Origin of the sequence: Streptomyces canus, from assembly GCF_001514145.1 — a bacterium.
Classification (GTDB): domain Bacteria; phylum Actinomycetota; class Actinomycetes; order Streptomycetales; family Streptomycetaceae; genus Streptomyces; species Streptomyces canus.
Genome location: NZ_KQ948659.1, coordinates 564838 through 585263, shown reverse-complemented (window position 1 = coordinate 585263; position 20426 = coordinate 564838). Strand labels below are relative to the sequence as shown.

The window sequence follows — 20426 nt, the reverse complement described above, 5'->3', positions numbered from 1 at the left end:
CGAATTTCTACGTGGTTTCGCCAAGAAACGCTTATACGTCCGCGCCGACCTGCATGTTTTGTCAGCCCTGCTGGGGTACGGCGCACCCGTCGGGCCCGCAGGCCTCGGCGGAGGTGTCGCCCTGGTCGATCAGCTTCAGCGGGGAGCGGTTGCCCCAGGCCTGGGTGAGGGCCTGGGTGAAGACCTCGGCGGGCTGGGCCCCTGAGACGCCGTACTTGCGGTCCAGGACGAAGAAGGGGACGCCGTTGGCACCGAGCTCGGCGGCCTCGCGCTCGTCGGCGCGGACGTCGTCGGCGTAGGCGGTGGGGTCGGCGAGGACCTTGCGGACCTCGTCGGCGTCCAGGCCGGCCTCCACGGCGAGCTCCACGAGGCGCTCGTCGCCCTCGGTGAACAGGGACCTCTCCTCGGCGAAGTTGGCCCGGTAGAAGATCTGGACGAGCTCGTCCTGCCTGCCCTGTTCCTTGGCGAGGTGGAGGAGCCGGTGCAGGTCGAAGGTGTTGCCGTGGTCGCGGTCCCGGGTACGGTAGGCGAGCCCTTCGGCGGTGGCCTGGGCGCCGAGGTTCTCCTCGCCGGCCTGGGCCTGGGCCTCGCTCATGCCGTACTTCTTGCTGAGCATCGCGAGGACGGGCTGCACGTCGCTCTTGTCCCGCCCCGGGTCCAGCTCGAACGACCGGTGGACCACCTCGACGCCGTCACGGTGCGGGAAGGCCTCCAGCGCCTTCTCGAAGCGGGCCTTGCCCACGTAGCACCAGGGGCAGGCGATGTCGCTCCAGATCTCGACGCGCATGTCTACGGCTCTCTCCAGGTCGGACGGCTGCGGAGACTCCCTCCGCCGGTTGGATGAACGTTCAAGCAGCGGGTTCCATTCCCAGGGGGCGGGCGGCGCACGCTGCTCGCGGCTCCCCAGCGGCAACTCGTCGGGGGCGTGGGGCTGTGTCGGCAAGCGGCTCCGCGGTGCGGCGGGCGCGACCAGCGTCCGGTTCGCAGCCGTCCGACAACCCAGCGAGGCCCCCACAGGCGCCCGGCTCAGACCGGCGCAGCGCTCAGGTTCCGTCGCGCAGGTCGGCCGGCCACTCGGGTCGGTACTCGATGTGGTCGTACGTCACCACACACCCCTCCCCCATCGGTGACTGCGCCATGAAGCCGATCAGGGCCGCACCGGTCTCCTTCTCGTCGCCCAGGGTGAAGAGGCGGACGAAGGTCCAGCGCTTGCCGTCGCGGGAGGCGTGGAAGGCGAAGGCGCGGCCGGTGCGGCTGACCCGCAGCCACACCGAACTGCCGTCCACGGTGAAGGAGTTGCAGTCGTCGGAGTGGCCCCGGGTGACGACCGTGCAGACGGTGGGCACGTCCGGGGAGTTCTCCAGGCAGAGTTTGGCCCAGGCCCGCTCGCCGACATGGACGTAGAGCACGCCCGCGTCGAACGAGCCGTTGAAGCCCACGGTGACGCGGGCTATCAGCTGGAAGTCCCCCTCGGGGGCACCGAGCAGACGCGGCGCGTCGGCGGCGGGGTCCAGGGACTCCCCGGTGGGCGGCACGAACCGGTCCTGCCGGGGACCGGCCCACCCGGAGAGGATGCCGTCCTCATGGGCCCAGTGCCCGTCGGGGCCGTAGGTGCGGAGAGAGAAAGGGAGTTCGGGAAGTTCGACGTCCATCCTCAGAGTTTTCCAGCTCCCTCTCCGCGCACGGCCCTCGGGTGTCTAGCGCTCGAGACGGTTGTTGAAACGGCGGGGCAGGCCCAGCGGGTTGTCGTCCCTCAGTTCCGGCGGGAGCAGGGCCTCCGGCGCGTTCTGGTACGCCACCGGGCGCAGCCAGCGCTCGATCGCGGTACCGCCCACCGACGTCGACGTGGACGTCGTCGCCGGGTACGGGCCGCCGTGCTGCTGGGCCGGGGCCACGGCCACGCCCGTCGGCCAGCCGTTCACCAGGACCCGGCCGGCCAGCGGCGTCAGCTCCGCCAGGATCTCGGCGCCGCGCCCCTCGCCCGCGGCCTCCTGCTCCGACAGGTGGACGGTCGCGGTGAGGTTGCCGGGAAGCCGGGACAGCACAGCGCGCGCCTGGTCGTCGTCCTCGTAGCGGGCCACCACGGTCACCGGGCCGAAGCACTCCTCCAGGAGGAGGTCGTACGCCCCCTCGGTGGTCAGCTTGTCCGCCGCCACCGTGAGGAAGCCCGCGCTCACCGTGTGCTCGCCGCCCGCTCCGGGCGTCACCGGCGACTCGACCTCGGGAAGCTCCACGCGCTCGGCGACCCCGGCGACGAAGTTGTCCCGCATGCGGTGGTCGAGAAGGACACCCGCCTCGGTGTCGCTGACGGCGTCGGTCAGGGACTTCAGCAGGCCGTCGCCCGCCGTGCCGGACGGCACGAGGACGAGGCCAGGCTTCACGCAGAACTGGCCGACGCCGAGGGTCATGGAGCCCGCGAGCCCGGCGCCGATGGCCTCCGCGCGCTCGGCGGCCGCCTCCTCGGTGATCACGACGGGGTTCAGGGAGCCCAGCTCGCCGTGGAACGGGATCGGCACCGGCCGCGCGGCCGCCGCGTCGAACAGGGCACGGCCGCCCTTCACGGAACCGGTGAAGCCCGCGGCCGCGACCAGCGGGTGCTTGATCAGCTCGATGCCGGCCTCGAAGCCGTGGACGAGACCGAGCACGCCCGCGGGGATGCCGTGCTCGGCGGCGGCCCGGCGCAGCACGGACGCGACCAGCTCGGACAGGGCCGGGTGGTCGGGGTGGGCCTTGACGACGACGGGGTTGCCGGCCGCGAGCGCGCTCGCGGTGTCGCCGCCGGCGACCGAGAAGGCGAAGGGGAAGTTGGAGGCCGAGTAGACGGCGACGACGCCGAGGGGGACCTTGTAGCGGCGCAGGTCCGGGATCGGCGGGGTGGCGGTGTCGTCGGGGTGGTTGATCACCACGCCGAGGAACTCGCCCTCGTCGACGATGTCGGCGAAGGCCCGCAGCTGGTAGCTGGTGCGGGCGAGCTCGCCGGTCAGCCGGACCGGGCCGAGCGCGGTCTCGGCGTCGGCGGCTTCGACGAGGTGGTCCTTGGAGTCCTGGAGCAGGTCGGCGGCGGTGCGCAGGAAGGCCGCGCGGACGGTGCGGTCGGCGAGGGACGCGCGCGCGTCGTGCGCGGCGCGGACGGCGGCGTCCACCTCCTGGGCTGTGGCCTCCACCGCAACCTGCTCGCGCTGCTTCCCGGTTCGGGGGTCGACACTCCAGACTGGTGCTGCTGCCACCGCGGGTCCCTCCACGTGTATCTGGGTCAGCCACCAGGACCGTTCGATATGCTGAACGCTGTCCCTGATGGTGAATATGCTGTTGGAGACTATTTCCCGTCGAACGAAGGGGTCAAGGGCGATGTCGGCTGGCGAGACGGGCGGCGGGTCACAGGTCAAGTCCGCGGTACGGACGGTTGAACTGCTCGAATACTTCGCCGGACGTCCCGGCATGCACTCCCTCGCGGCGGTCCAGGAGGCCGTCGGATACCCCAAGTCAAGTCTCTACATGTTGCTGCGCACGCTTGTCGAGCTGGGCTGGGTGGAGACCGACGCGACGGGCACGCGGTACGGCATCGGGGTGCGGGCGCTGCTCGTCGGCACCTCCTACATCGACGGCGACGAGGTGGTCGCGGCGGCCCGGCCGACGCTGGACCGGCTCTCCGACGACACCACCGAGACCATCCACCTCGCGCGTCTGGACGGCACGAACGTCGTCTACCTCGCCACCCGGCAGTCGCAGCACTACCTGCGGCCCTTCACGAGAGTGGGCCGCCGGCTCCCGGCGCACTCCACCTCCCTCGGCAAGGCGCTGCTGAGCACGTACTCCGACGAGCAGGTCCGCAAGATGCTGCCGGAGACCCTGCCCGCGCTCACCGAGCACACGATCACCGACCGCGAGAAGCTCATCGAGGAGCTGCACCAGATCCGGGAGCAGGGCTTCTCCGTGGACCGCGAGGAGAACACGCTGGGGTTGCGCTGCTTCGGCGTGGCGATCCCGTACCGCACGCCCGCGCGTGACGCGATCAGCTGCTCGGTGCCGGTGGCGCGGCTGACCCCGGCGCACGAGCAGATGGTGAAGGACGCGCTGTTCGACGCGCGGGACCGGCTGACACTGGCCACCCGTAGGCTCTGAGGCATGCAGATCGTTCTCCGCGAGGTTCATGACAGCGATCTGCCGGTGTTCTTCCGGCAGATGAACGACCCAGAGGCCCTGCACATGGCGGCCTTCACGCCGAAGGACCCGGCCGACCGGGACGCCTTCGACGCCCACTGGAAACGGATCCGGGCCTCCGTGGACGTGCAACGCACGATCCTGGCCGACGGGGACGTGGTGGGCAGCGCGGCCGTGTACGGCGAACCGGGCGAGCGCGAGGTGACGTACTGGATCGACCGCGCCTACTGGGGGCGCGGCATCGCCACGGCGGCGCTGCGGGAGCTGGTCGCCCAGGTGCCCGAGCGGCCCCTGTACGCCCGCGCGGCCGCCGACAACACCGGTTCGCTGCGCGTCCTGGAGAAGTGCGGATTCCGGGTGACCGCTCAGGCGTCGGGGTACGCCCAGGCGCGCGGGGCGGAGATCGACGAGTTCGTGCTCACGCTGGACGTGTGAGACCGCCGTAGATGAACGTCCGATGAGAAAAGCGGACGTTCGGGAACGATTCGTCCGCCGTTGATCGTCTTCTCGGTGGGATGAACAAGACGATCAGGCGCGCATCGGTCTTCGCGCTGCTCCTGGTGTTCGCTCTGCTGATCCGAGCGACCTGGGTGCAGTTCTACGACGGCCAGGCACTCGCGGACGACAACGACAACCGGCGGAACGCGATCGAGACGTACTCCTCGCCGCTCGGGAACATCATCGTGGCCGGAAAAGCGGTCACGGGTTCCGAGAAGGTGACGGACAGCGATCTCGCGTACAAGCGGACGTACACGAACGGCAAGCTGTACGCGGCGGTGACGGGCTACGCCTCGCAGGCCTACGCCCCGACCCAGTTGGAGGGCATCTACGCCGACCTCCTCAACGGCACGGACAGCCGACTGAAGACCGTCATGGACACGGTCACCAATCAGCGGGCCGAGCCCGGTGATGTGATCACGACGATCGACCCCGCCGTGCAGAAGGCGGCGTACGACGCGCTCGGCGACAAGAAGGGCGCGGCCGTCGCGATCGATCCGGCGTCCGGCAAGATCCTTGCGGTCGTGTCGACGCCGTCGTACGACCCGTCCTCGCTGACGGACGCCAACACCGCGGGCAGTGCCTGGAAGCAGCTCAACGCGGACTCCGACAAGCCGCTCACCAACCGCGCGCTGCGCCAGCCGCTGCCACCGGGCTCGACGTTCAAGCTGGTCGTGGCCTCGGCCGCGCTGGAGGACGGCCTCTACTCCTCGGTGGACGAGAAGACCGTGAGCCCGGACCCGTACACCCTGCCGGGCACGACCAGGGAGCTGGCGAACGAGAACACCTCCGCGCCCTGCGAGAACGCGACGATCCGCACCGCGCTGCAGTACTCCTGCAACAACGTCTTCGCGAAGATGGCCGTCGACCTAGGCCAGGACAAGGTGAAGGCGATGGCCGAGAAGTTCGGCTTCAACGACGCCACGCAGGACGTCCCGGTGCGGGCCTACGAGAGCGTCTACCCGTCCGGCATGGACAAGTCCTCGACGGCGCTGACCGGTATCGGCCAGTACGACGTCACCGCCACCCCGCTCCAAATGGCCATGGTCTCCGCGGCCATAGCCAACGGCGGCAAGCTGGTGACGCCCCACATGGTGTCGACGATCACCGACAACGGCGGCGACGTCCTGAAGAACTACGACAACGAGGCGAGCACCGAACAGATCGTCAGCGCCGACACGGCGGAACAACTCCAGTCGGCGATGCAGACGGTGGTGGAGAAGGGCACCGGCACGAACGCCCTGATCGACGGCGTCACGGTGGGCGGCAAGACCGGCACGGCCCAGCACGGCGAGAACAACAGCCAGACGCCTTACGCCTGGTTCACGTCCTACGGGAAGGCCGACGGGAAGGAGGTCGCCGTCGCGGTGGTCGTGGAGCAGTCGAACGCGGCCCGCTCGGAGGTGAGCGGCAACGGACTGGCCGCCCCCGTGGCCAAGGCCGTGATGGAGGCGGCCCTCAAGAACTGAGGCGTCCCGGTGGCTACTTGGCGCCGAGGATCTGCTCGATCGGGTCGATCGCGAAGTACACGAGGAACAGCGCCGAGGTCGCCCACAACAGCCAGTGGATCTCCTTGGCCTTCCCCAGCACCACCTTGATCACGACGTACGCCAGAAAGCCGGCCCCGATTCCGTTCGTGATCGAGTAGGTGAACGGCATCACGGCGATGGTCAGGAAGGCCGGGATCGCGATGTCGTACTTGTCCCAGTCGATGTGCTTGACCTGCGTCATCATCAGGAAGCCCACGGCGACGAGGGCGGGAGCGGCGGCCTGGAGCGGGACGATGGTCAGCAGCGGGGTCAGGAACAGCGCCAGGCCGAACAGCCCACCGGTGATGAGGTTCGAGAACCCGGTGCGCGAGCCCTCACCGACGCCCGCCGCCGACTCGATGTACGACGTGGCGGAGGACGCGGACGCCGCACCACCGGCCACCGCCGCCGCTCCGTCGATCAGCAGGACCCGGCCGAGGTTGGGCACCTTGCCCTCCTCGTCCAGCAGTCCCGCCTCGGCGGTGATCCCGACGACCGTGCCCATCGTGTCGAAGAAGTCGGACAGGATCAGCGTGAAGATCAGCAGGACGATCGTGACGATCCCCACGCCGGGCGCGCTGAAGGAACCGAACAGGCTGAAGTGACCGATCAGCCCGAAGTCGGGGGTGTCGACGACCTTGTCGGGCCACTCCGGTGTCGTCAGGCCCCAGGCCTTGATGTCGGCTATGGAGTTGATGATCATCGCGAGGACCGTCATGGTCACGATGCTGATCAGGATCGCGCCCTTGACCTTGCGCGCGAGCAGCCCGATCGTCAGCAGCACCCCGAGGCAGAAGACGAGGATCGGCCAGCCGGTGAGGGCGCCGGTGCCCCCGAGCTGCACCGGCACGGTGGTGTTCGCGGCGTCGGGGATACGGCTCACGAACCCGGCGTCCACGAAGCCGATGAACGCGATGAACAGCCCGATCCCGACGCTGATCGCCTGCTTGAGCGGTTGCGGAATGGCGTGCATGACGGCTTCCCGCAGTCCGGTGACCACCAGCACACAGATGAGCAGACCTTCCAGGACGACCAGGCCCATCGCGTCGTCCCAGCTCATCAGCGGGGCGATCTGGAAGGCGACGACCGCGTTCAGCCCGAGCCCGGCGGCGAGCGCGAGCGGCAGGTTGCCGCCCACGCCCATGACGATCGTCATCACCGCGGCCACCAGAGCCGTCGCGGTGGTCAACTGCACCGCATCCAACTGGTGTCCGAACTTGTCCTTCGCGCTGCCGAGAATGATGGGATTCAGGACAAGGATGTAGGCCATGGTGAAGAACGTGGCGAAGCCGCCGCGTATCTCACGGGCGAAGGTGGATCCCCTCTCGGAGATCCTGAAGTACTGGTCGACGGACATGCTCGATGCTCCTTGGTGCCTGAATGATCGGTGTGCGGATGCTGGCTGGATTGTTCCTGCGTTGAACGCGCTTCAGGTTTTCTTCGTGTTACGGAGTCGGGGGCCGCCCCGTCATACATCGTTCGAAGGACCGTACGAAAGCACGTACTCGATCACTGCTACGCTTCCGGATCTCCGCCCGGCCACCCCCGGACGATCACATGTCATTCACATGACACGCAAGGGAGAGGGAGCCCGTGGGCACAGTCGTCGACGACGCCGCCTCCGTGGAGTTCCACGCCTTCTTCGAACGCCACTATGCCGAACTGTCCCGCCTCGCCCATCTGTTGACCGGCGAGTCGGACGCCGCCGACGATCTGGCGGCGGACGCCCTGCTGGCGCTGTGGCACCGCTGGGACCGGGTGCGCGCGGCCGACCACCCGGCGGCATACGCGCGCGGAGTGGTCGCCAATCTGGCCCGCACCCGCATCCGCAGCGCGGTCCGTGAGCGCCGGCGCATCGCCCTGTTCTGGTCCCAGCGCGAGGAGAAGGTCGAGAACCCCGACGTGGCGGGTGTGGTCGACGTCCAGGAGGCGCTGCGCAGGCTGCCGTTCCGCAAGCGGGCGTGTGTCGTGCTGCGGCACGCGTTCGATCTCTCGGAGAAGGACACCGCGCTGGCCCTGGGGGTGTCGGTCGGTACGGTTAAGAGCCAGACCTCGAAGGGGATGGCCGAATTGCAGCGGCTGCTCGGCCCTCAGAACGCTCCGCTGAGGATGCACGCCGCGATGGCGCGCACCGGTGACGCCGGAGGAAGGGACCGATGACCATGCGGCGGGACGTGCACGGCGAACTGCGCGCCCGGCTGCAGGACGCGGCCGAGGCGCACGAGCCGAACCGCGAGCAGATCCTCGCCCGGATCGAGCGCGGCATGTCGGAACAGACCCGCCCCGACCACCGGGCGACCCGGCCGCCGGTCTACGGCTGGGTGCGGGTGGTGAGCGCCACGGCCGCGGTCGCCTGTGTGCTGGGCCTCGGCGGTTACGCGGTGGCGTCCGCGGTCAAGGACGAGACGCCCGCGCAGACGTCGGTCGCGGCCACGGGCACGCCCACGCCGTCGCCCGACGCGACGAGCCGGCCGCCCGCCCCGCCGGCGGATCCGACGCCGAGGACCACCCCCGGGCGGGAGGCCGAGAAGCCGAGCGGTACGCCCTCGCGCACGCCGAGCGCCTCCACCGAGGTGCAGGCGTCCGGCGTCGAGGACGGCCCGCTGTGGTCGGACGGCTCGGTGGACCCGCACAGCAACGAGTTCTGGGCACAGAGCAATCTGACCTTCAAGACCTCCGAGCAACTGACGGCGCTCACCGTCGAGTTGCGGATCGAACAGACCGGCGGTGTCACCAACGCCGGCGCCTGGCGCTCACTGCCCGAGGACGACTTCACGCTGACGGTCGCCAAGAAGGACGGCTTCCTCGTCTACACCTGGGTGCTCAAGGACGGCCGTACGGTCCCCAAGGGCGAGTGGGTGTTCGCCGGGCAGTACAACCACGAGCGCGGCGGCCGGGACGCGCGGGGCGACGGCTACACGGCGACGGCGACGGCGAAGTCCGGGGACCTCGCCGTGAAGGGCGACTTCGCGGCCCAGGGCGACGACGCGGACGAAGGGGACTCCTAGGCCTCTTGCCGGAGTCTTACCAAAAAACTTCCGGCGGCGCGGCAACCGATTCCTCATCAGCGGCCACTTAATGGGTGCACGGTCCCCCTGATGACGGAGCACTTCCCCTTGAGCACGCACAAGAGACCCCTCACCCGCCGACGGGTGCTCGGCGCCTCGGCGCTCGGCGTGGCCGCCACCGGTGCCGCCGTCGCGGGAGGCACGGGCCTCCTCTCCGCCGCCTCCGCGGCGACCTTCGGCTACTCGGACGACGGCAGGAACTACGTCGTCGACACCGGAACCTCCCTGGTCTTCAAGGTCTCGAAGACGACCGGCGACCTGACGTCCCTGGTCTACAAGGGCAAGGAGTACCAGGGGTACGGCGGCAAGAACTCGCATGTCGAGTCGGGGCTCGGGGCCTCCACGGTCACCATCAGGAAGTCCGGACCGGTCGTCCTGATCAAGGTCGTGCACGGCGCGATCACCCAGTGGTACGCGGCCCGCAGCGGCCAGAACAACGTCTACCTCTGGACGGACAAGAAGGACGCCTCCTTCACCGCGACCCGCTACATCGTCCGCCTCAAGCCCGGGATGTTCCCCAACACGGGTTCGGACAGCTGGATCGAGACCTCGGACAAGATCATCGAGGCCGGTGACGTCTGGAAGCGTGCCGACGGCACGACCCACTCCAAGCACTACTCGGGCAAGCGGACCATCGACTACGACCACGTCGGCTTCACCACCGGCTCGGTGGGCCTCTGGCTGGTGCGCTCCAACCACGAGAAGGCCTCCGGCGGTCCGTTCTACCGCTCGCTCCTGCGGCACTCGAACGACAAGGGCGCAGGGCTCTACGAGATCCTGCACTACAACGAGGCACAGACCGAGGCGGAACGTTTCGGCCTCCAAGGTCCGTACGTCCTCTCCTTCACCGACGGTGGCGCTCCGTCGTCCGCGCTCTTCCACGACAGGCTCGACACCGGCTGGGTCGACGGTCTCGGCATCACCGGCTGGCTCGGCGCGGCAGGTCGGGGCAGGGTGGCCGGGGTCGGCCTGAAGGGCATGGACTCCGCGTACCCGTACACGGTGGGCTTCGCCAACGCGGACGCACAGTACTGGGCGAAGGCCGCGACCGGAACCGGCGCCTTCTCCTGCAAGGGGATGCTGCCGGGGACGTACACGATGACCGTCCACAAGGGCGAACTCGCCGTGCACACCGCGTCGGTGAAGGTCACGGCGGGCGCTGTGACCTCCCTGCACAGCCTCACGATCACCGGCGATCCGTCCACCGCCAAGGCCGTCTGGCGGCTCGGCGACTGGGACGGCACGCCCGGCGAGTTCAAGAACGCCAAGCTGATGACGTACGCCCACCCCTCCGACGGCCGTGCGGCCAAGTGGACCGGCAACGTCACGATCGGCGGCGGGGGCGAGGCGGCGTCCTTCCCGGCGTACATGTGGAAGGACGTCAACGACGGCATCCTGATCTACTTCAAGCTGACCAAGGCCCAGGCGGCCGTCGCGCACACGCTGCGGGTCGGGGTGACCGACGCCTTCGCGGGCGGCCGTCCCCGAGTCAGCGTCAACGACTGGGTTTCGGCCATCCCCACGGCCCCCACGCAGCCCGGCACGCGCTCCCTCACCACGGGTTCGTACCGGGGGAACAACCATTCGTTCATCTTCAACGTCCCTAGTAGTGCGTGGAAGACGGACACCACGCAGTACAACGTCCTGAAGCTCGACATCGTGAGCGGCTCGGGCGGCAGTGCCTATCTCAGCGCGGGCACGTCGTTCGACTGCTTGGACCTGCTGGCCTGAGCCCCCCTCGGCCGGCAGCTGCCGGCTGGAGCCCCCCTCGGGCCGGCACGAGGAACGCCCCGCCTGTGACGACAGGCGGGGCGTTCCGTCGTTCCCCGCTCAGTTCATCGTGGTGCCGATGGCGGTGGAGCCGGTGGTCAGGAAGGCCGTCGAGGGCAGCGAACCGCCCGGTCCGCGGGTGCCGTACGCCGTGGTGGCATCCGTCGACCTCAATGCCGGAGTCGGCACCCCGCTGTCCCAGTTGTTCGCCGCGGACACCGTGGACGAACCCCGCTTCGACAGCCCGCCCCTGTTGCTCACCGCCAGATTCCGCGCCAACCGGGCCTTGCCCGTGGCGAAGTAGAACCCGGCCTCGGCGTTGGAGTACGCGGTGTTGCGGTTCAGCACGATCGCCCCGGTGTTGGAGTTCTCGGTGAACCCGTTCAGCGTGTTGTCCCAGGCCGCGTTGCTGTTGACGAGGTGCGCCACCTTGACGCCCCCGCCGCCCAGCTTGAACCCGTTGCCGTTGCCCTCGAAGGCGCCGTCCCGCCACCGGTTTTTGCCGTTCCCGAAGGCCCAGCTGTGCTCGACGGTGACCGGCGAGGAGAACTGCCACAGGTCGAGCCCGTCGTCGGAGTTGTTGTAGAGCCGCGCCCCGGTGATCCTGTTGCCGGTGCCGGACCCGAACTTCACGGCGATCCCGTCGGCGTTCTGCCCGTGCCCGGCCGGGTCGTAGTTGCCGTGACTGTCCAGGTTCTGCACGAGGTTGTCGCTGGTCCCGTCTCCGCGCAGGGTGAACCCGGAGTCCCCGTTGTTCGCGGTGACGAGGTTCTTGAAGACACCGCCGACGGAGGAGGTGACCACGAAGCCCTGGGCCGGGGAGTTCTGGAAGGTGAGGTTCTGGACGGTCCAGTAGTCGCCGTAGATCCCGGCCAGCCAGGACCCGGCGGGCAGTCTGGACCCGTCGATCTTGACCTTGTCGCTGCCGTACGCCCGCAAGGTGATCCGTGCCGAACTGGTGCCGTCGGCCGTGGACTTGAGGGTGGCCGACGGGGTGTACGTGCCGGCGCGGACCTGAATGACCGTGCCCGCGGTGGCGTTCTTCACGGCCGCCTCCAGCTGAGCCGTGCCGGACACGGTGACCGTCGTCGACGCGGCCTCCGCCCCGCCGCCCGACAGGCCGAGATGGACGCCGCCCGCGCACGCGGCGACGGCGACCGCCGCGGCGACGGAGAGCGTGCGGGTCCGGCGGTGGCGTCCGGTGCTGTGACGCACGGAGGCGTTCCTTTCCTGGGGAATGGGGACGCCCTGAAGTCGCCGCCGTGGCCGACGAGGTTGCCGCGCCTCGCCGAAAACAATCGAAACTTTCGCTGCTTCTCCTCGCGCACTCATCGATTGACGTGCTGTTTCCCACTCGTAACACTCCGAAGGCGCGCACAGCCCCCAACAGAAACCCCCACACCCCCACACTCACAGGAGTGACATGCGCCCTCGTATCCTCCTCGTCGCCTGTCTCTCGCTACTGCTGGCCCTACTCACCGCACCGCCCGGTTCAGCCCACTCAGGAGCACCGCCCGTGAACCACCCCAAGTACGCCGGCTATCTCTTCGCCTACTTCACCGGCGAGGGCACCGCCGACGGCGAGCAGATCCGCTACGCCCTCAGCCGCGGCAACGACCCCCTGCACTGGCGCGAGCTGAACCAGGGCAAGCCGGCCCTGACGTCGACGATCGGCGAGAAGGGCCTGCGCGACCCCTTCGTGATCCGCTCCCCCAAGGGCGACAAGTTCTTTCTGATCGCGACCGACCTGCGCATGTACAAGAACAGCAGCGGCAGTTGGGACGACGTCCAGCGGCACGGCAGCAAGTCGATCATGATCTGGGAGTCCACCGACCTGGTCCACTGGACCGACCAGCGGCTGGTGCAGGTGGCCCCGGACAACGCGGGCAACACCTGGGCACCGGAGGCCTATTGGGACGACAGTCTCGGTGAGTACGTCGTCTTCTGGGCGTCGAAGCTGTACGCCGACGACGACCCCGGGCACACGGGATCGACGTACAACAAGATGCTGTACGCGACCACGAAGGACTTCCGCAGCTTCAGCGCGCCCAAGGTCTGGGACGACCCCGGCTACTCGGTCATCGACTCGACCGTCGTGAAGTACAAGGACACCTACTACCGCTACACCAAGGACGAGCGGGACCCCACCTCCAGCTCGCCCTGCGCCAAGTTCATCACCGGCGAGAAGTCGACGAGTCTGACCTCGACGAAGTACGACCTGGTCGCGGACTGCATCGGCAGCGGTGCGATGGACCGGGGCGAGGGGCCGACGGTGTTCAAGTCGAGCACCGAGAAGAAGTGGTACCTGTTCATCGACGAGTACGGCGGTCGCGGATACGTCCCCTTCGAGACCACCGACCTCGACTCGGGCCAGTGGACGCCGTCCACGAACTACCAGTTGCCCGCGAGTCCCCGGCACGGCACGGTACTTCCGGTGACGCAGAAGGAGTACGACCGGCTGCTGGCCGCGTATCCGTCGACGTCCGCCTCTGTGGTGGACGCGACGGCCAAGGGTCAGAAGGGGTACGCGATCGTCACGGAGGCCGCGTCGAAGGTCGTGCTCCCGGTGCAGACCGACACCGACCTCACGCACCTCGCTCCGAAGATCGCCGTGGGTGAGGGCGCGAGCATCGCCCCCAGGTCCGGTACCCGGCGTGACTTCCGCAGGCCACAGTCGTACACCGTGACAGCCGCCGACGGCAGCAGCCGCAGTTGGACGGTCGAGGCGGTGCGGACCGGAAGCCCCGTCCTCCCCGGCCTCAACGCCGACCCTGACGTGCACTATCTGAACGGCGAGTACTGGATCTACCCGACCACCGACGGCTTCAACGGCTGGAGCGGGACACGGTTCAAGGCGTACTCGTCGAAGGACCTGGTCCACTGGAAGGACCACGGGGTCATCCTCGACCTCGGCGCGGACGTGTCGTGGGCCGACAAGTACGCCTGGGCGCCGGCCATCGCGGAGAAGAACGGCAAGTACTACTTCTACTTTTGCGCCGAGCAGCAGATCGGCGTGGCGGTGGCGGACTCCCCCGCCGGTCCCTTCAAGGACGCGCTGGGCAAGCCGCTGGTGGCGAAGGGCGGATCGCTGCAGGGCCAGATGATCGACCCGGCCGTCTTCACGGACGCCGACGGGACGTCGTACCTCTACTGGGGCAACGGGCACGGCTATGTCGTCCCGCTGAACGACGACATGACGTCCTACGACGCCGCCGCGGTGAAGGACATCACCCCGGACAACTTCCGCGAGGGTTCCTTCGTGATCAAGCGGAACGGCACGTACTACTTCATGTGGTCCGAGGACGACACCCGCAGCGAGAACTACCACGTCGCCTATGCGACGGGACCGTCCCCACTCGGCCCGTGGACCAAGAAGGGGACGATCCTGTCCAAGCGTCCCGAGTACGGCATCCTCGCCACCGGCCACCACTCCGTGGTGAACGTCCCCGGCACCGACGACTGGTACATCGTCTATCACCGGTTCGCCCTGAACGGGCCGGGGAAGCCCGGCGGCGACGGAATGCACCGCGAAACCACCGTCGACCGGCTGGAGTTCGCGGCGGACGGCACGATCAAGCCCGTGGTGCCGACCCTCGAGGGGATCCGGCCGGTGAAGAACTAGCTCACGAAGTACGTCGGGTTCGGGAGCTTGTACGTCCTGTCGGCGTATCCGCCGTCGAGATCGGAGTACTGGTCGCCGAAGTTGGCGATGATCTCGTACCCGAGGTCCTTCTCGATGTGCGCGCGGGTGCCGGACTTGTACTGCACGGTGGTGCAGGTCCAGGTGCCCGGCGTGGCACAGGCGCTCAGGTAGGACGGCGGGTTCGCCTTGTCCTTGAGGAACACGTGGTCGGTGTCGAGGTTCACGTCGGCACCGATCTTCTTCAGGTTCTCGACCGCGGCCGAGCGCTGCGCCTCGCTGAGACCCGAGTTGTAGAAGACCTCGACGCCCTTCTTCTCGGCGTACTGCACGAGCTCGGGGCTGCCGAAGACGGCCGGGCGGTCGGCCCGGTTCACGTAGTCGGCCCATGTGGTCGCGTTGTACGTGTAGTTGTAGCGCTTCTCGTAGTCGAGGCTGAGCAGCAGCGTGTCGTCGATGTCGAAGACGACGGCGGGCTTCTCGCCCTTGTGGTGCGCCTTGCGGGCGGCCTGGTCGATGTACTTCCGGGCCGCCTTGTCGACGGACGCGAGGTCCTTGGCGTACGGGCTGGTGGGGGACGCCTGGTAGACACCGTTCGCGTCGGCCGCGGTGCCGTAGTAGGCGTCGATGTCCTTGACCAGGAGCCCGATGTTGTAAGGCTCGTGCGTGGAGTTCGCCGTGGACTGACCGGCGGTGGCCGCGCCGGCGCCGTACAGGGCGCCGCCGGCGACCGCACAGGCGGTGGCGACGGCTGCGATACGCAGTGACTTATGCATGACAGAGGTTCTACGCGCGTCACCCCGGTGGGCGCGAGACCCGCCCGGTAAAAAACGGGTCAAGCGCCCTGAGTCGGGGTTTTCAGACGTCAGTTCATGGTCGCGCCGATGGTGGTGCTGCCCGTCGTCAGGAACGTGGTGGCGGGCAGGGTGCCGCTGGAGCTGCGGGCGTTGTACGTCGTCGAGGCGTCCGTCGACTTGAAGGCGGGGGTGCTGATCCCGCTGTCCCAGTTGTTGCCGGACGAGGTGACCTTGGAGCCCTTGTTGACCGAGCCGCCGCCGTTGCTCACCGCGAGGTTCTTGCCGAGCTTCGCGGAGCTGGTGGCGAAGTAGTAGCCCCACTTGCTGTTGGCGTAGGCGGTGGTGCGGTTGAGGACGATGGCGCCGGTGTTGGAGTTCTCGGTGAACCCGTTGCCGGCGTTGCCCCAGGCGGCGGAGTTGTTGATGACGTGCGCGACGACCTCGCCGTCGCCGCCCAGCTTGTAGCCGTTGCCGTCGCCCGCGAAGGCGGAGTCGGACCAGCGGTTGACGCCGTTGCCCATGGACCAGGTGTGCTCGACGGTGACGGGCGAGGAGAAGGACCAGAAGTCGATCCCGTCGTCCGCGTTGTTGTAGAGGCGGGCGCCGGTGATGAGGTTGCCGGTGCCGGAGCCGAACTTCACGGCGATGCCGTCGGCGTTCTCGCCGTGGTTCGCGGCGTCGTAGTTGCCGTAGGAGTCGATGTTCTTGACCGTGTTGTTGACGGTCCCGTCGCCGGTGAGCGTGAAGCCGGAGTCGCCGCCGTTGATGGTCTTGATGTTGTTCCAGACCGTCCCGGTGCAGGACTGGCAGACGACCGCGCTGTCCGGGGAGTTCTGGAAGGTGATGCCCGAGACGTTCCAGTAGTCGGCGGTCAGCTTGAAGATCCAGTCGCCGTCGGGGAGCGACGAGCCGTCGATCTTCACGGTCTCCGAGCCGTACGCGGTGAGCGTGACCGGCGCGGAGGAGCTGCCGTTGGCCGTGGACTGGAGGGTGGCCGTCGGGTAGTAGGTGCCGCCTCGGACCTGGATGACGGTGCCGGCAGTGGCGTTCTTGATGGCGTTGGACAGGTCGGTCGAGTTGCTGACGACGACCGTCGCGGCCTGGGCCTGGGTGGGGAGAACGGCGAGGCCGGAGCCGAGGGCGAGGGCGGCCGTGGCGATGAGAGCGGTACGACGAGACATGGAGTGCGGGTCCTTTCGTCGAGCTTTTCGGGGAGAGGGTTGGAGCTGCTCACCAAGGAGTGCGCACAAGGCCGAACTAGCTCGATCGTGTGATCGTCGCCTGCGGGCTTGCGGCGCCCTGGAGTGTTCGGGTCAGCGTGGTCGTGCGACCTGGGACACCGGGTACGGCGTCGGCGTGCGGGGCCCCTGCTCCACCAGAGGATGGTTCAGGGCCTCCCCGTCGCCTCTGGCCGTACCCAACCGGCCAGGTCGTGAGGGAACTGGCCTCCCGGGCCCGGAGCACGCACAGGATGCGTGTCGCCGCCCCGGGGTCGAGTACGCCAGGGACCTGGGGGTACCTCCCACGCCCTTAAGGCAGTGGGGGAACGCCCAAGACCGTTCGGAGCGTGCGGCTGAGCGGACTCACCGCTGCTCAGTCCACAGGAACGGTTACAGGACGGCGTCGAGCCAGCCGAAGACCTCGTCCTGCATGCGGTCGACGAAGACATGGCCCAGGTCGGGCCAGGTCTTCAGGTGCAACCGCTCCTCGGCGTGGCGGGAGTGCCAGACGGCGCGCAGCTTGTCGTACGCGACCTGTACGCCGTCGGCGGGGAACAGCGGGTCGAGCCCGCCGTTGAAGAAGAGCATCGGCCTGGGGGCGGCGATGCTCGCCACGTCGGGGAAGTCGAGGAACCGGGGCAGCCCCGGATGCAGCATGTAGTAACTGGACTGCCCGCGCAGGGTGTTGTTGCCGGGCACCATCATTTCCTTGAGGCCGGTCATCCAGCAGACGGCCGCCGTGGCCTTGACGGCGTCGGTCAGCGCGGCGGTCTGCCAGGCGCGGTAGGCGCCCATGGAGAACCCGAGAGCCGCGACCCTTCCGGCATCCACCCGGTCGAGACCGGCGAGGAAGCCGGCGGCGCGGGCGTCCTCGCGGGCCATGAAACCGGCCAGCGAGGAGCCGAGGTTGTAGAAGTTGCTTGCCAGAGCCTGCTGTTGGTCGTAGGTGACGGGCCCGCGGTCGCCCCAGCCGAGCGCGTCCGCGCACAGGACGACATAGCCGCGCCGGGCCAGCTCGTCGCCGACGAACCGGCCGCTGAAGTACTTGTCCGCCCAGGCCTGCGCGGAGGCGAGCCGGGTGTCGTCGTACCAGGGCCGGACCAGTTTCTCCTTGCCGATGTCGAACTTCGCCCCGTGATCGTGGAGAAGCAGCACGGCGGGGAACGGTCCGGGGCCGTGCGGGGTGAGCAGGGCGGCGCGGACGCGTTCGTGACGGGTGAGGGAGAGGGTAACCAACTCCCGTGTGTAGCCGTCCCCTTGGGAGCGACTGGCGAATGCGGGTGCGTACGACGTCCCGTCCTCGCGGTCGACCAGGAGGTGCTCCTCGACCGTGGCCCGAGCGGTCCGTCGCCAGGCGCGAAAGTCACGGACCGGCGAAGTCCCCCAGGCCAGCGGGAAGTCCAGCTCGGCCTTGAGCGCCGGGTGGAAGTCGGGCAGCGGACCGTCAACCACCCCGGCTACCGCGGGGCTCACCGCTCCCCCGGCCAGCATGGCCGCTCCGGCGCCCACCACGAACGCCCGTCGGCCCACCGGGTCACCGGCGCTCATAGGGCCTCCAGTCCCCGAGATACGTCCGCCGGGTGTGCACGGCGGCCTCTTCGGCGGTCAGCTGGGGCCGGTTGTCGGGGACGGAGATCACCGCGCCGGGCCCGGAGTTGGCGTACTCCCGGAAGCGCATGGTCTGCCAGGGATAGGCCTCGCGCATGTTGGTGTAGGGCGCGACCGGGTCGATCCCGGGCCCGATCAGGCTGTTCCGCACCACGAGGGACGGCCAGGCGGTCGTCTCGTACGACGGCACCCACGGTCGTGCCAGCTTGTACGCCGCGTCCTCGGCCCCGGAGGTGACGTGGGAGCGGACGGCGAGGATGCCGTAGGGGTTGGCGCGGGCGGTGGAGGGGGCGAAGACCATGCCCTTGGGGGTGAAGGCGACGTCCCGCTGGAGGGTGTGGAAGTGGCACTCCTCGAAGACGGCGGTGGCCCGGCCGAAGACGAAGTCGACGTCGCCCTCGATGTAGCAGCGGTGGAAGTACTGCCGGTCGAAGGCGGTGAGCGCGGTCGTCTCGACGAAGAGGGTGTCCTGGTGGGCCAGGAGGCGGACGTTCTCGAAGTGGGTGCGGTCGCCGTAGGTGTAGGCGGCGACCGCCTGGGTGCCGGTGATGTCGGGGTGGTCGGCGCGCAGCCAGTCGTTGGCGAGGGTGAGGTCGCGGACGGTGAGGCCGGGAGCCGCGGAGGTGAAGGTGGCGGAACCCGCGGTGCCGTAGGTGCCCGAACCGTCGGGCTTCTGGGTGCCGTTGGCGTTGTCGTAGACGATGACGGCGGCGCGGGGGTCACGGACGGCACCGCGCACGGTCAACTCGGCCTTGTCCGCGGGGATGTTGACGACCTCGCGATACGTGCCCGGGTGCACGACGATCGTCCAGCCGGGGCCGGTGACCGCGTCGACGGCCGCCTGGACGGAATCGCCGGGGCGGACGTGGAGGACGCGGTGACCTCCGGTGGCGAAGGCGGGGGCCGCTCCGGCCACTGCGAGTCCGAGACCGGCCCCGAGGAGGGCGCGCCTGCGCATCAGCACGTCTCCCTCCAGGGGCGCCAGTCGCCGAGGTAGGCCGGCGTGGTCGCCAACTGCGCTTGCTCACTGGTGAGTTGGGGCCGGTTCTCCGGGACCGTGATCCTGCCGCCGGGGCCGGTGTCGCGGTACTCGGCGAAGCGCTGGTTCTGCCAGGGGAAGGCGTCCGACATGTTGGTGTAGGGGGCGGCCGCGTCGATACCGGGGCCCAGCCAGGTGTCGCGCACCACGAGCGAGGGCCGGGCGGTGGTGTCGGAGCTCGGCACCCACGGGCGGGCCAGCTTGTAGAAGGCGTCGGGCGCTTCGCTGCTGACGCGGCTCCTGGTGACGAGGTAGCCGCGCGGGTTGGCACCCGCCGTGGAGGGCGCGAAGACGAAGCCGTACGGCGCCGCCGCCAGGTCGGTCCGGTTCAGGGTCCGGAAGTGGCAGTGCTCGTAGACGGCCGTGGCCCGCCCGAAGACGAAGTCGACGTCGCCTTCGGCATAGCAGTGCGAGAAGTACTGGCGGGCGAAGGAGGTGAGGGCGATCGAGTCGGCGTAGAGGGTGTCCTGGTGGCCGAGGAAGCGGCAGTGGTGGAAGGCGGAGCGATCGCCCTGGACCTTGATCGCGACGGCCTGGGTGCCGGTGATGCCGGGGTGGTCGGCGCGCAGCCAGTCGTTGGCGAAGGTGATCCAGCGGGCGGTGAAGCCGTCGGCCTGCACGGTCGTGGTGGCCGACCCGGTGGTGCCGTAGGTGCCGCCGCCGGGCTTGGGGGTGCCGGCCGCGTTGTCGTACACGATCACGACGTCCCGGGGGTCCTCGGAGGCGCCGATCCAGGTCGCCTCGGTGCGGGTGACGTCGACGGCGACGGTCTCCCGGTAGGTGCCGGGGGCGAGGACCAGGGTCCAGCCGCTGCCGGTGGCGGCGGTGACGGCGTCCTTGACGGTGGTGTGGTCGCCGCGGCCCTTCGGGTCGACGTAGAGGGTCTGCGGGGTGAGCCGGGCGGCCGGTGATCCGAAGCGGCCGAAGGGGCGCCGGGCGCCGGCGTGCGCGGGGGCCGGCGCGAGGGCGAGCGCGGCCGCCGCTCCGGTGCTCGCGAGCAGGAACCCCCTTCTGGACAGGGGGAGTCGGGTGTCGTGCGAGGGCATGCGGGTGCTCCTTGGACATGCGGCTCAGGGGTGGGGTGCCTCGCGTGGGG

Annotated in this window: 17 protein-coding genes; 7 read left to right on the top strand and 10 right to left on the bottom strand. The window is 69.1% G+C overall.

Translation table 11 applies throughout. The features are described from left to right. Positions 1-61: 61 nt before the first annotated feature. The 3 genes from AQJ46_RS16270 to AQJ46_RS16260 form a co-directional block, all read right to left on the bottom strand. Entirely contained in the window at positions 62-787 is a 726-nt protein-coding gene (locus AQJ46_RS16270; RefSeq protein ID WP_059206251.1) for a DsbA family oxidoreductase, read from the bottom strand. Between the two features lie 256 nt (positions 788-1043). Then, positions 1044-1652 carry a DUF1349 domain-containing protein gene (locus AQJ46_RS16265; protein WP_057618260.1) on the bottom strand — a complete coding sequence of 203 codons (609 nt, stop codon included), beginning with the start codon at positions 1650-1652 and terminating at the stop codon, positions 1044-1046. 45 nt (positions 1653-1697) lie between these two features. Further along, on the bottom strand, positions 1698-3227 hold the full coding sequence (locus AQJ46_RS16260; protein WP_079072292.1) for an aldehyde dehydrogenase (NADP(+)): 1530 nt from the start codon (positions 3225-3227) through the stop codon (positions 1698-1700). A 121-nt stretch (positions 3228-3348) separates the two neighbouring features. Between AQJ46_RS16260 and AQJ46_RS16255 the strand changes: the two genes are divergently transcribed. The 3 genes from AQJ46_RS16255 to AQJ46_RS16245 all read left to right on the top strand — a co-directional run bounded on the left by AQJ46_RS16255 (position 3349) and on the right by AQJ46_RS16245 (position 6128). Continuing rightward, entirely contained in the window at positions 3349-4122 is a 774-nt protein-coding gene (locus AQJ46_RS16255) for an IclR family transcriptional regulator (protein WP_007381154.1), read from the top strand. A gap of 3 nt (positions 4123-4125) precedes the next feature. Continuing rightward, positions 4126-4596 (top strand): GNAT family N-acetyltransferase, encoded by a 471-nt coding sequence (locus tag AQJ46_RS16250; RefSeq protein ID WP_059206249.1) that lies wholly within the window; start codon positions 4126-4128, stop codon positions 4594-4596. Positions 4597-4676: 80 nt separating this feature from the next. After that, the gene (locus AQJ46_RS16245) at positions 4677-6128 is read left to right on the top strand and encodes a peptidoglycan D,D-transpeptidase FtsI family protein (RefSeq protein WP_059206248.1); all 1452 of its coding nucleotides are present in this window, start codon (positions 4677-4679) and stop codon (positions 6126-6128) included. 13 nt (positions 6129-6141) lie between these two features. Here AQJ46_RS16245 and AQJ46_RS16240 read toward each other — a convergent pair whose 3' ends face one another. Beyond that, positions 6142-7545, bottom strand: coding sequence for an NCS2 family permease (locus AQJ46_RS16240; protein ID WP_059206247.1), 1404 nt, complete (start codon positions 7543-7545; stop codon positions 6142-6144). A 236-nt stretch (positions 7546-7781) separates the two neighbouring features. Here AQJ46_RS16240 and AQJ46_RS16235 point away from each other — a divergent pair, with 236 nt between their 5' ends. The 3 genes from AQJ46_RS16235 (at position 7782) to AQJ46_RS16225 (ending at position 10987) form a co-directional block, all read left to right on the top strand. Beyond that, on the top strand, positions 7782-8348 hold the full coding sequence (locus AQJ46_RS16235; protein WP_057618265.1) for a SigE family RNA polymerase sigma factor: 567 nt from the start codon (positions 7782-7784) through the stop codon (positions 8346-8348). Then, the gene (locus tag AQJ46_RS16230; RefSeq protein ID WP_059206246.1) at positions 8345-9196 is read left to right on the top strand and encodes a hypothetical protein; all 852 of its coding nucleotides are present in this window, start codon (positions 8345-8347) and stop codon (positions 9194-9196) included. The genes AQJ46_RS16235 and AQJ46_RS16230 overlap by 4 nt, the downstream gene beginning before the upstream one ends. A 90-nt stretch (positions 9197-9286) precedes the next feature. Beyond that, positions 9287-10987 carry a rhamnogalacturonan lyase B N-terminal domain-containing protein gene (locus tag AQJ46_RS16225; protein ID WP_059206245.1) on the top strand — a complete coding sequence of 567 codons (1701 nt, stop codon included), beginning with the start codon at positions 9287-9289 and terminating at the stop codon, positions 10985-10987. A 99-nt stretch (positions 10988-11086) separates the two neighbouring features. Here the strand turns inward: AQJ46_RS16225 and AQJ46_RS16220 are convergent, their stop codons facing one another. Next, a complete protein-coding gene (locus tag AQJ46_RS16220; RefSeq protein ID WP_059206244.1) occupies positions 11087-12241 on the bottom strand; it encodes a right-handed parallel beta-helix repeat-containing protein in 1155 nt (384 codons plus the stop codon). Positions 12242-12449: 208 nt separating this feature from the next. On the opposite strand from AQJ46_RS16220, the gene AQJ46_RS16215 reads away from it, so the two are divergent. Further along, positions 12450-14648: a family 43 glycosylhydrolase gene (locus AQJ46_RS16215; RefSeq protein ID WP_059206243.1), complete on the top strand. Its 2199-nt coding sequence runs from the start codon at positions 12450-12452 to the stop codon at positions 14646-14648. Here the strand turns inward: AQJ46_RS16215 and AQJ46_RS16210 are convergent. The 5 genes from AQJ46_RS16210 to AQJ46_RS16190 form a co-directional block, all read right to left on the bottom strand. After that, the gene (locus AQJ46_RS16210; RefSeq protein WP_059206242.1) at positions 14645-15442 is read right to left on the bottom strand and encodes an HAD family acid phosphatase; all 798 of its coding nucleotides are present in this window, start codon (positions 15440-15442) and stop codon (positions 14645-14647) included. The genes AQJ46_RS16215 and AQJ46_RS16210 overlap by 4 nt on opposite strands. Before the next feature lie 89 nt (positions 15443-15531). Then, positions 15532-16644, bottom strand: coding sequence for a right-handed parallel beta-helix repeat-containing protein (locus AQJ46_RS16205; RefSeq protein WP_059206241.1), 1113 nt, complete (start codon positions 16642-16644; stop codon positions 15532-15534). Positions 16645-17073: 429 nt separating this feature from the next. Then, positions 17074-18231 (bottom strand): dienelactone hydrolase family protein, encoded by a 1158-nt coding sequence (locus AQJ46_RS16200; protein WP_059206240.1) that lies wholly within the window; start codon positions 18229-18231, stop codon positions 17074-17076. Then, the gene (locus AQJ46_RS16195; RefSeq protein ID WP_059206362.1) at positions 18218-19249 is read right to left on the bottom strand and encodes a pectinesterase family protein; all 1032 of its coding nucleotides are present in this window, start codon (positions 19247-19249) and stop codon (positions 18218-18220) included. Before AQJ46_RS16195 ends, AQJ46_RS16200 begins: the two co-directional genes overlap by 14 nt. Further along, on the bottom strand, positions 19249-20376 hold the full coding sequence (locus tag AQJ46_RS16190; RefSeq protein ID WP_059206239.1) for a pectinesterase family protein: 1128 nt from the start codon (positions 20374-20376) through the stop codon (positions 19249-19251). Before AQJ46_RS16190 ends, AQJ46_RS16195 begins: the two co-directional genes overlap by 1 nt. Positions 20377-20426 lie beyond the last annotated feature (50 nt).

What these genes read in the sequence shown, in the direction of transcription:
- AQJ46_RS16270 (WP_059206251.1), bottom strand. Translation starts at nt 787, where the DNA reads ATGCGCGTCGAGATCTGGAGCGACATCGCCTGCCCCTGGTGCTACGTG.
- AQJ46_RS16265 (WP_057618260.1), bottom strand. Translation starts at nt 1,652, where the DNA reads ATGGACGTCGAACTTCCCGAACTCCCTTTCTCTCTCCGCACCTACGGC.
- AQJ46_RS16255 (WP_007381154.1), top strand. Translation starts at nt 3,349, where the DNA reads ATGTCGGCTGGCGAGACGGGCGGCGGGTCACAGGTCAAGTCCGCGGTA.
- AQJ46_RS16250 (WP_059206249.1), top strand. Translation starts at nt 4,126, where the DNA reads ATGCAGATCGTTCTCCGCGAGGTTCATGACAGCGATCTGCCGGTGTTC.
- AQJ46_RS16245 (WP_059206248.1), top strand. Translation starts at nt 4,677, where the DNA reads ATGAACAAGACGATCAGGCGCGCATCGGTCTTCGCGCTGCTCCTGGTG.
- AQJ46_RS16240 (WP_059206247.1), bottom strand. Translation starts at nt 7,545, where the DNA reads ATGTCCGTCGACCAGTACTTCAGGATCTCCGAGAGGGGATCCACCTTC.
- AQJ46_RS16230 (WP_059206246.1), top strand. Translation starts at nt 8,345, where the DNA reads ATGACCATGCGGCGGGACGTGCACGGCGAACTGCGCGCCCGGCTGCAG.
- AQJ46_RS16225 (WP_059206245.1), top strand. Translation starts at nt 9,287, where the DNA reads ATGACGGAGCACTTCCCCTTGAGCACGCACAAGAGACCCCTCACCCGC.
- AQJ46_RS16215 (WP_059206243.1), top strand. Translation starts at nt 12,450, where the DNA reads ATGCGCCCTCGTATCCTCCTCGTCGCCTGTCTCTCGCTACTGCTGGCC.
- AQJ46_RS16210 (WP_059206242.1), bottom strand. Translation starts at nt 15,442, where the DNA reads ATGCATAAGTCACTGCGTATCGCAGCCGTCGCCACCGCCTGTGCGGTC.
- AQJ46_RS16205 (WP_059206241.1), bottom strand. Translation starts at nt 16,644, where the DNA reads ATGTCTCGTCGTACCGCTCTCATCGCCACGGCCGCCCTCGCCCTCGGC.
- AQJ46_RS16200 (WP_059206240.1), bottom strand. Translation starts at nt 18,231, where the DNA reads ATGAGCGCCGGTGACCCGGTGGGCCGACGGGCGTTCGTGGTGGGCGCC.
- AQJ46_RS16195 (WP_059206362.1), bottom strand. Translation starts at nt 19,249, where the DNA reads ATGCGCAGGCGCGCCCTCCTCGGGGCCGGTCTCGGACTCGCAGTGGCC.
- AQJ46_RS16190 (WP_059206239.1), bottom strand. Translation starts at nt 20,376, where the DNA reads ATGCCCTCGCACGACACCCGACTCCCCCTGTCCAGAAGGGGGTTCCTG.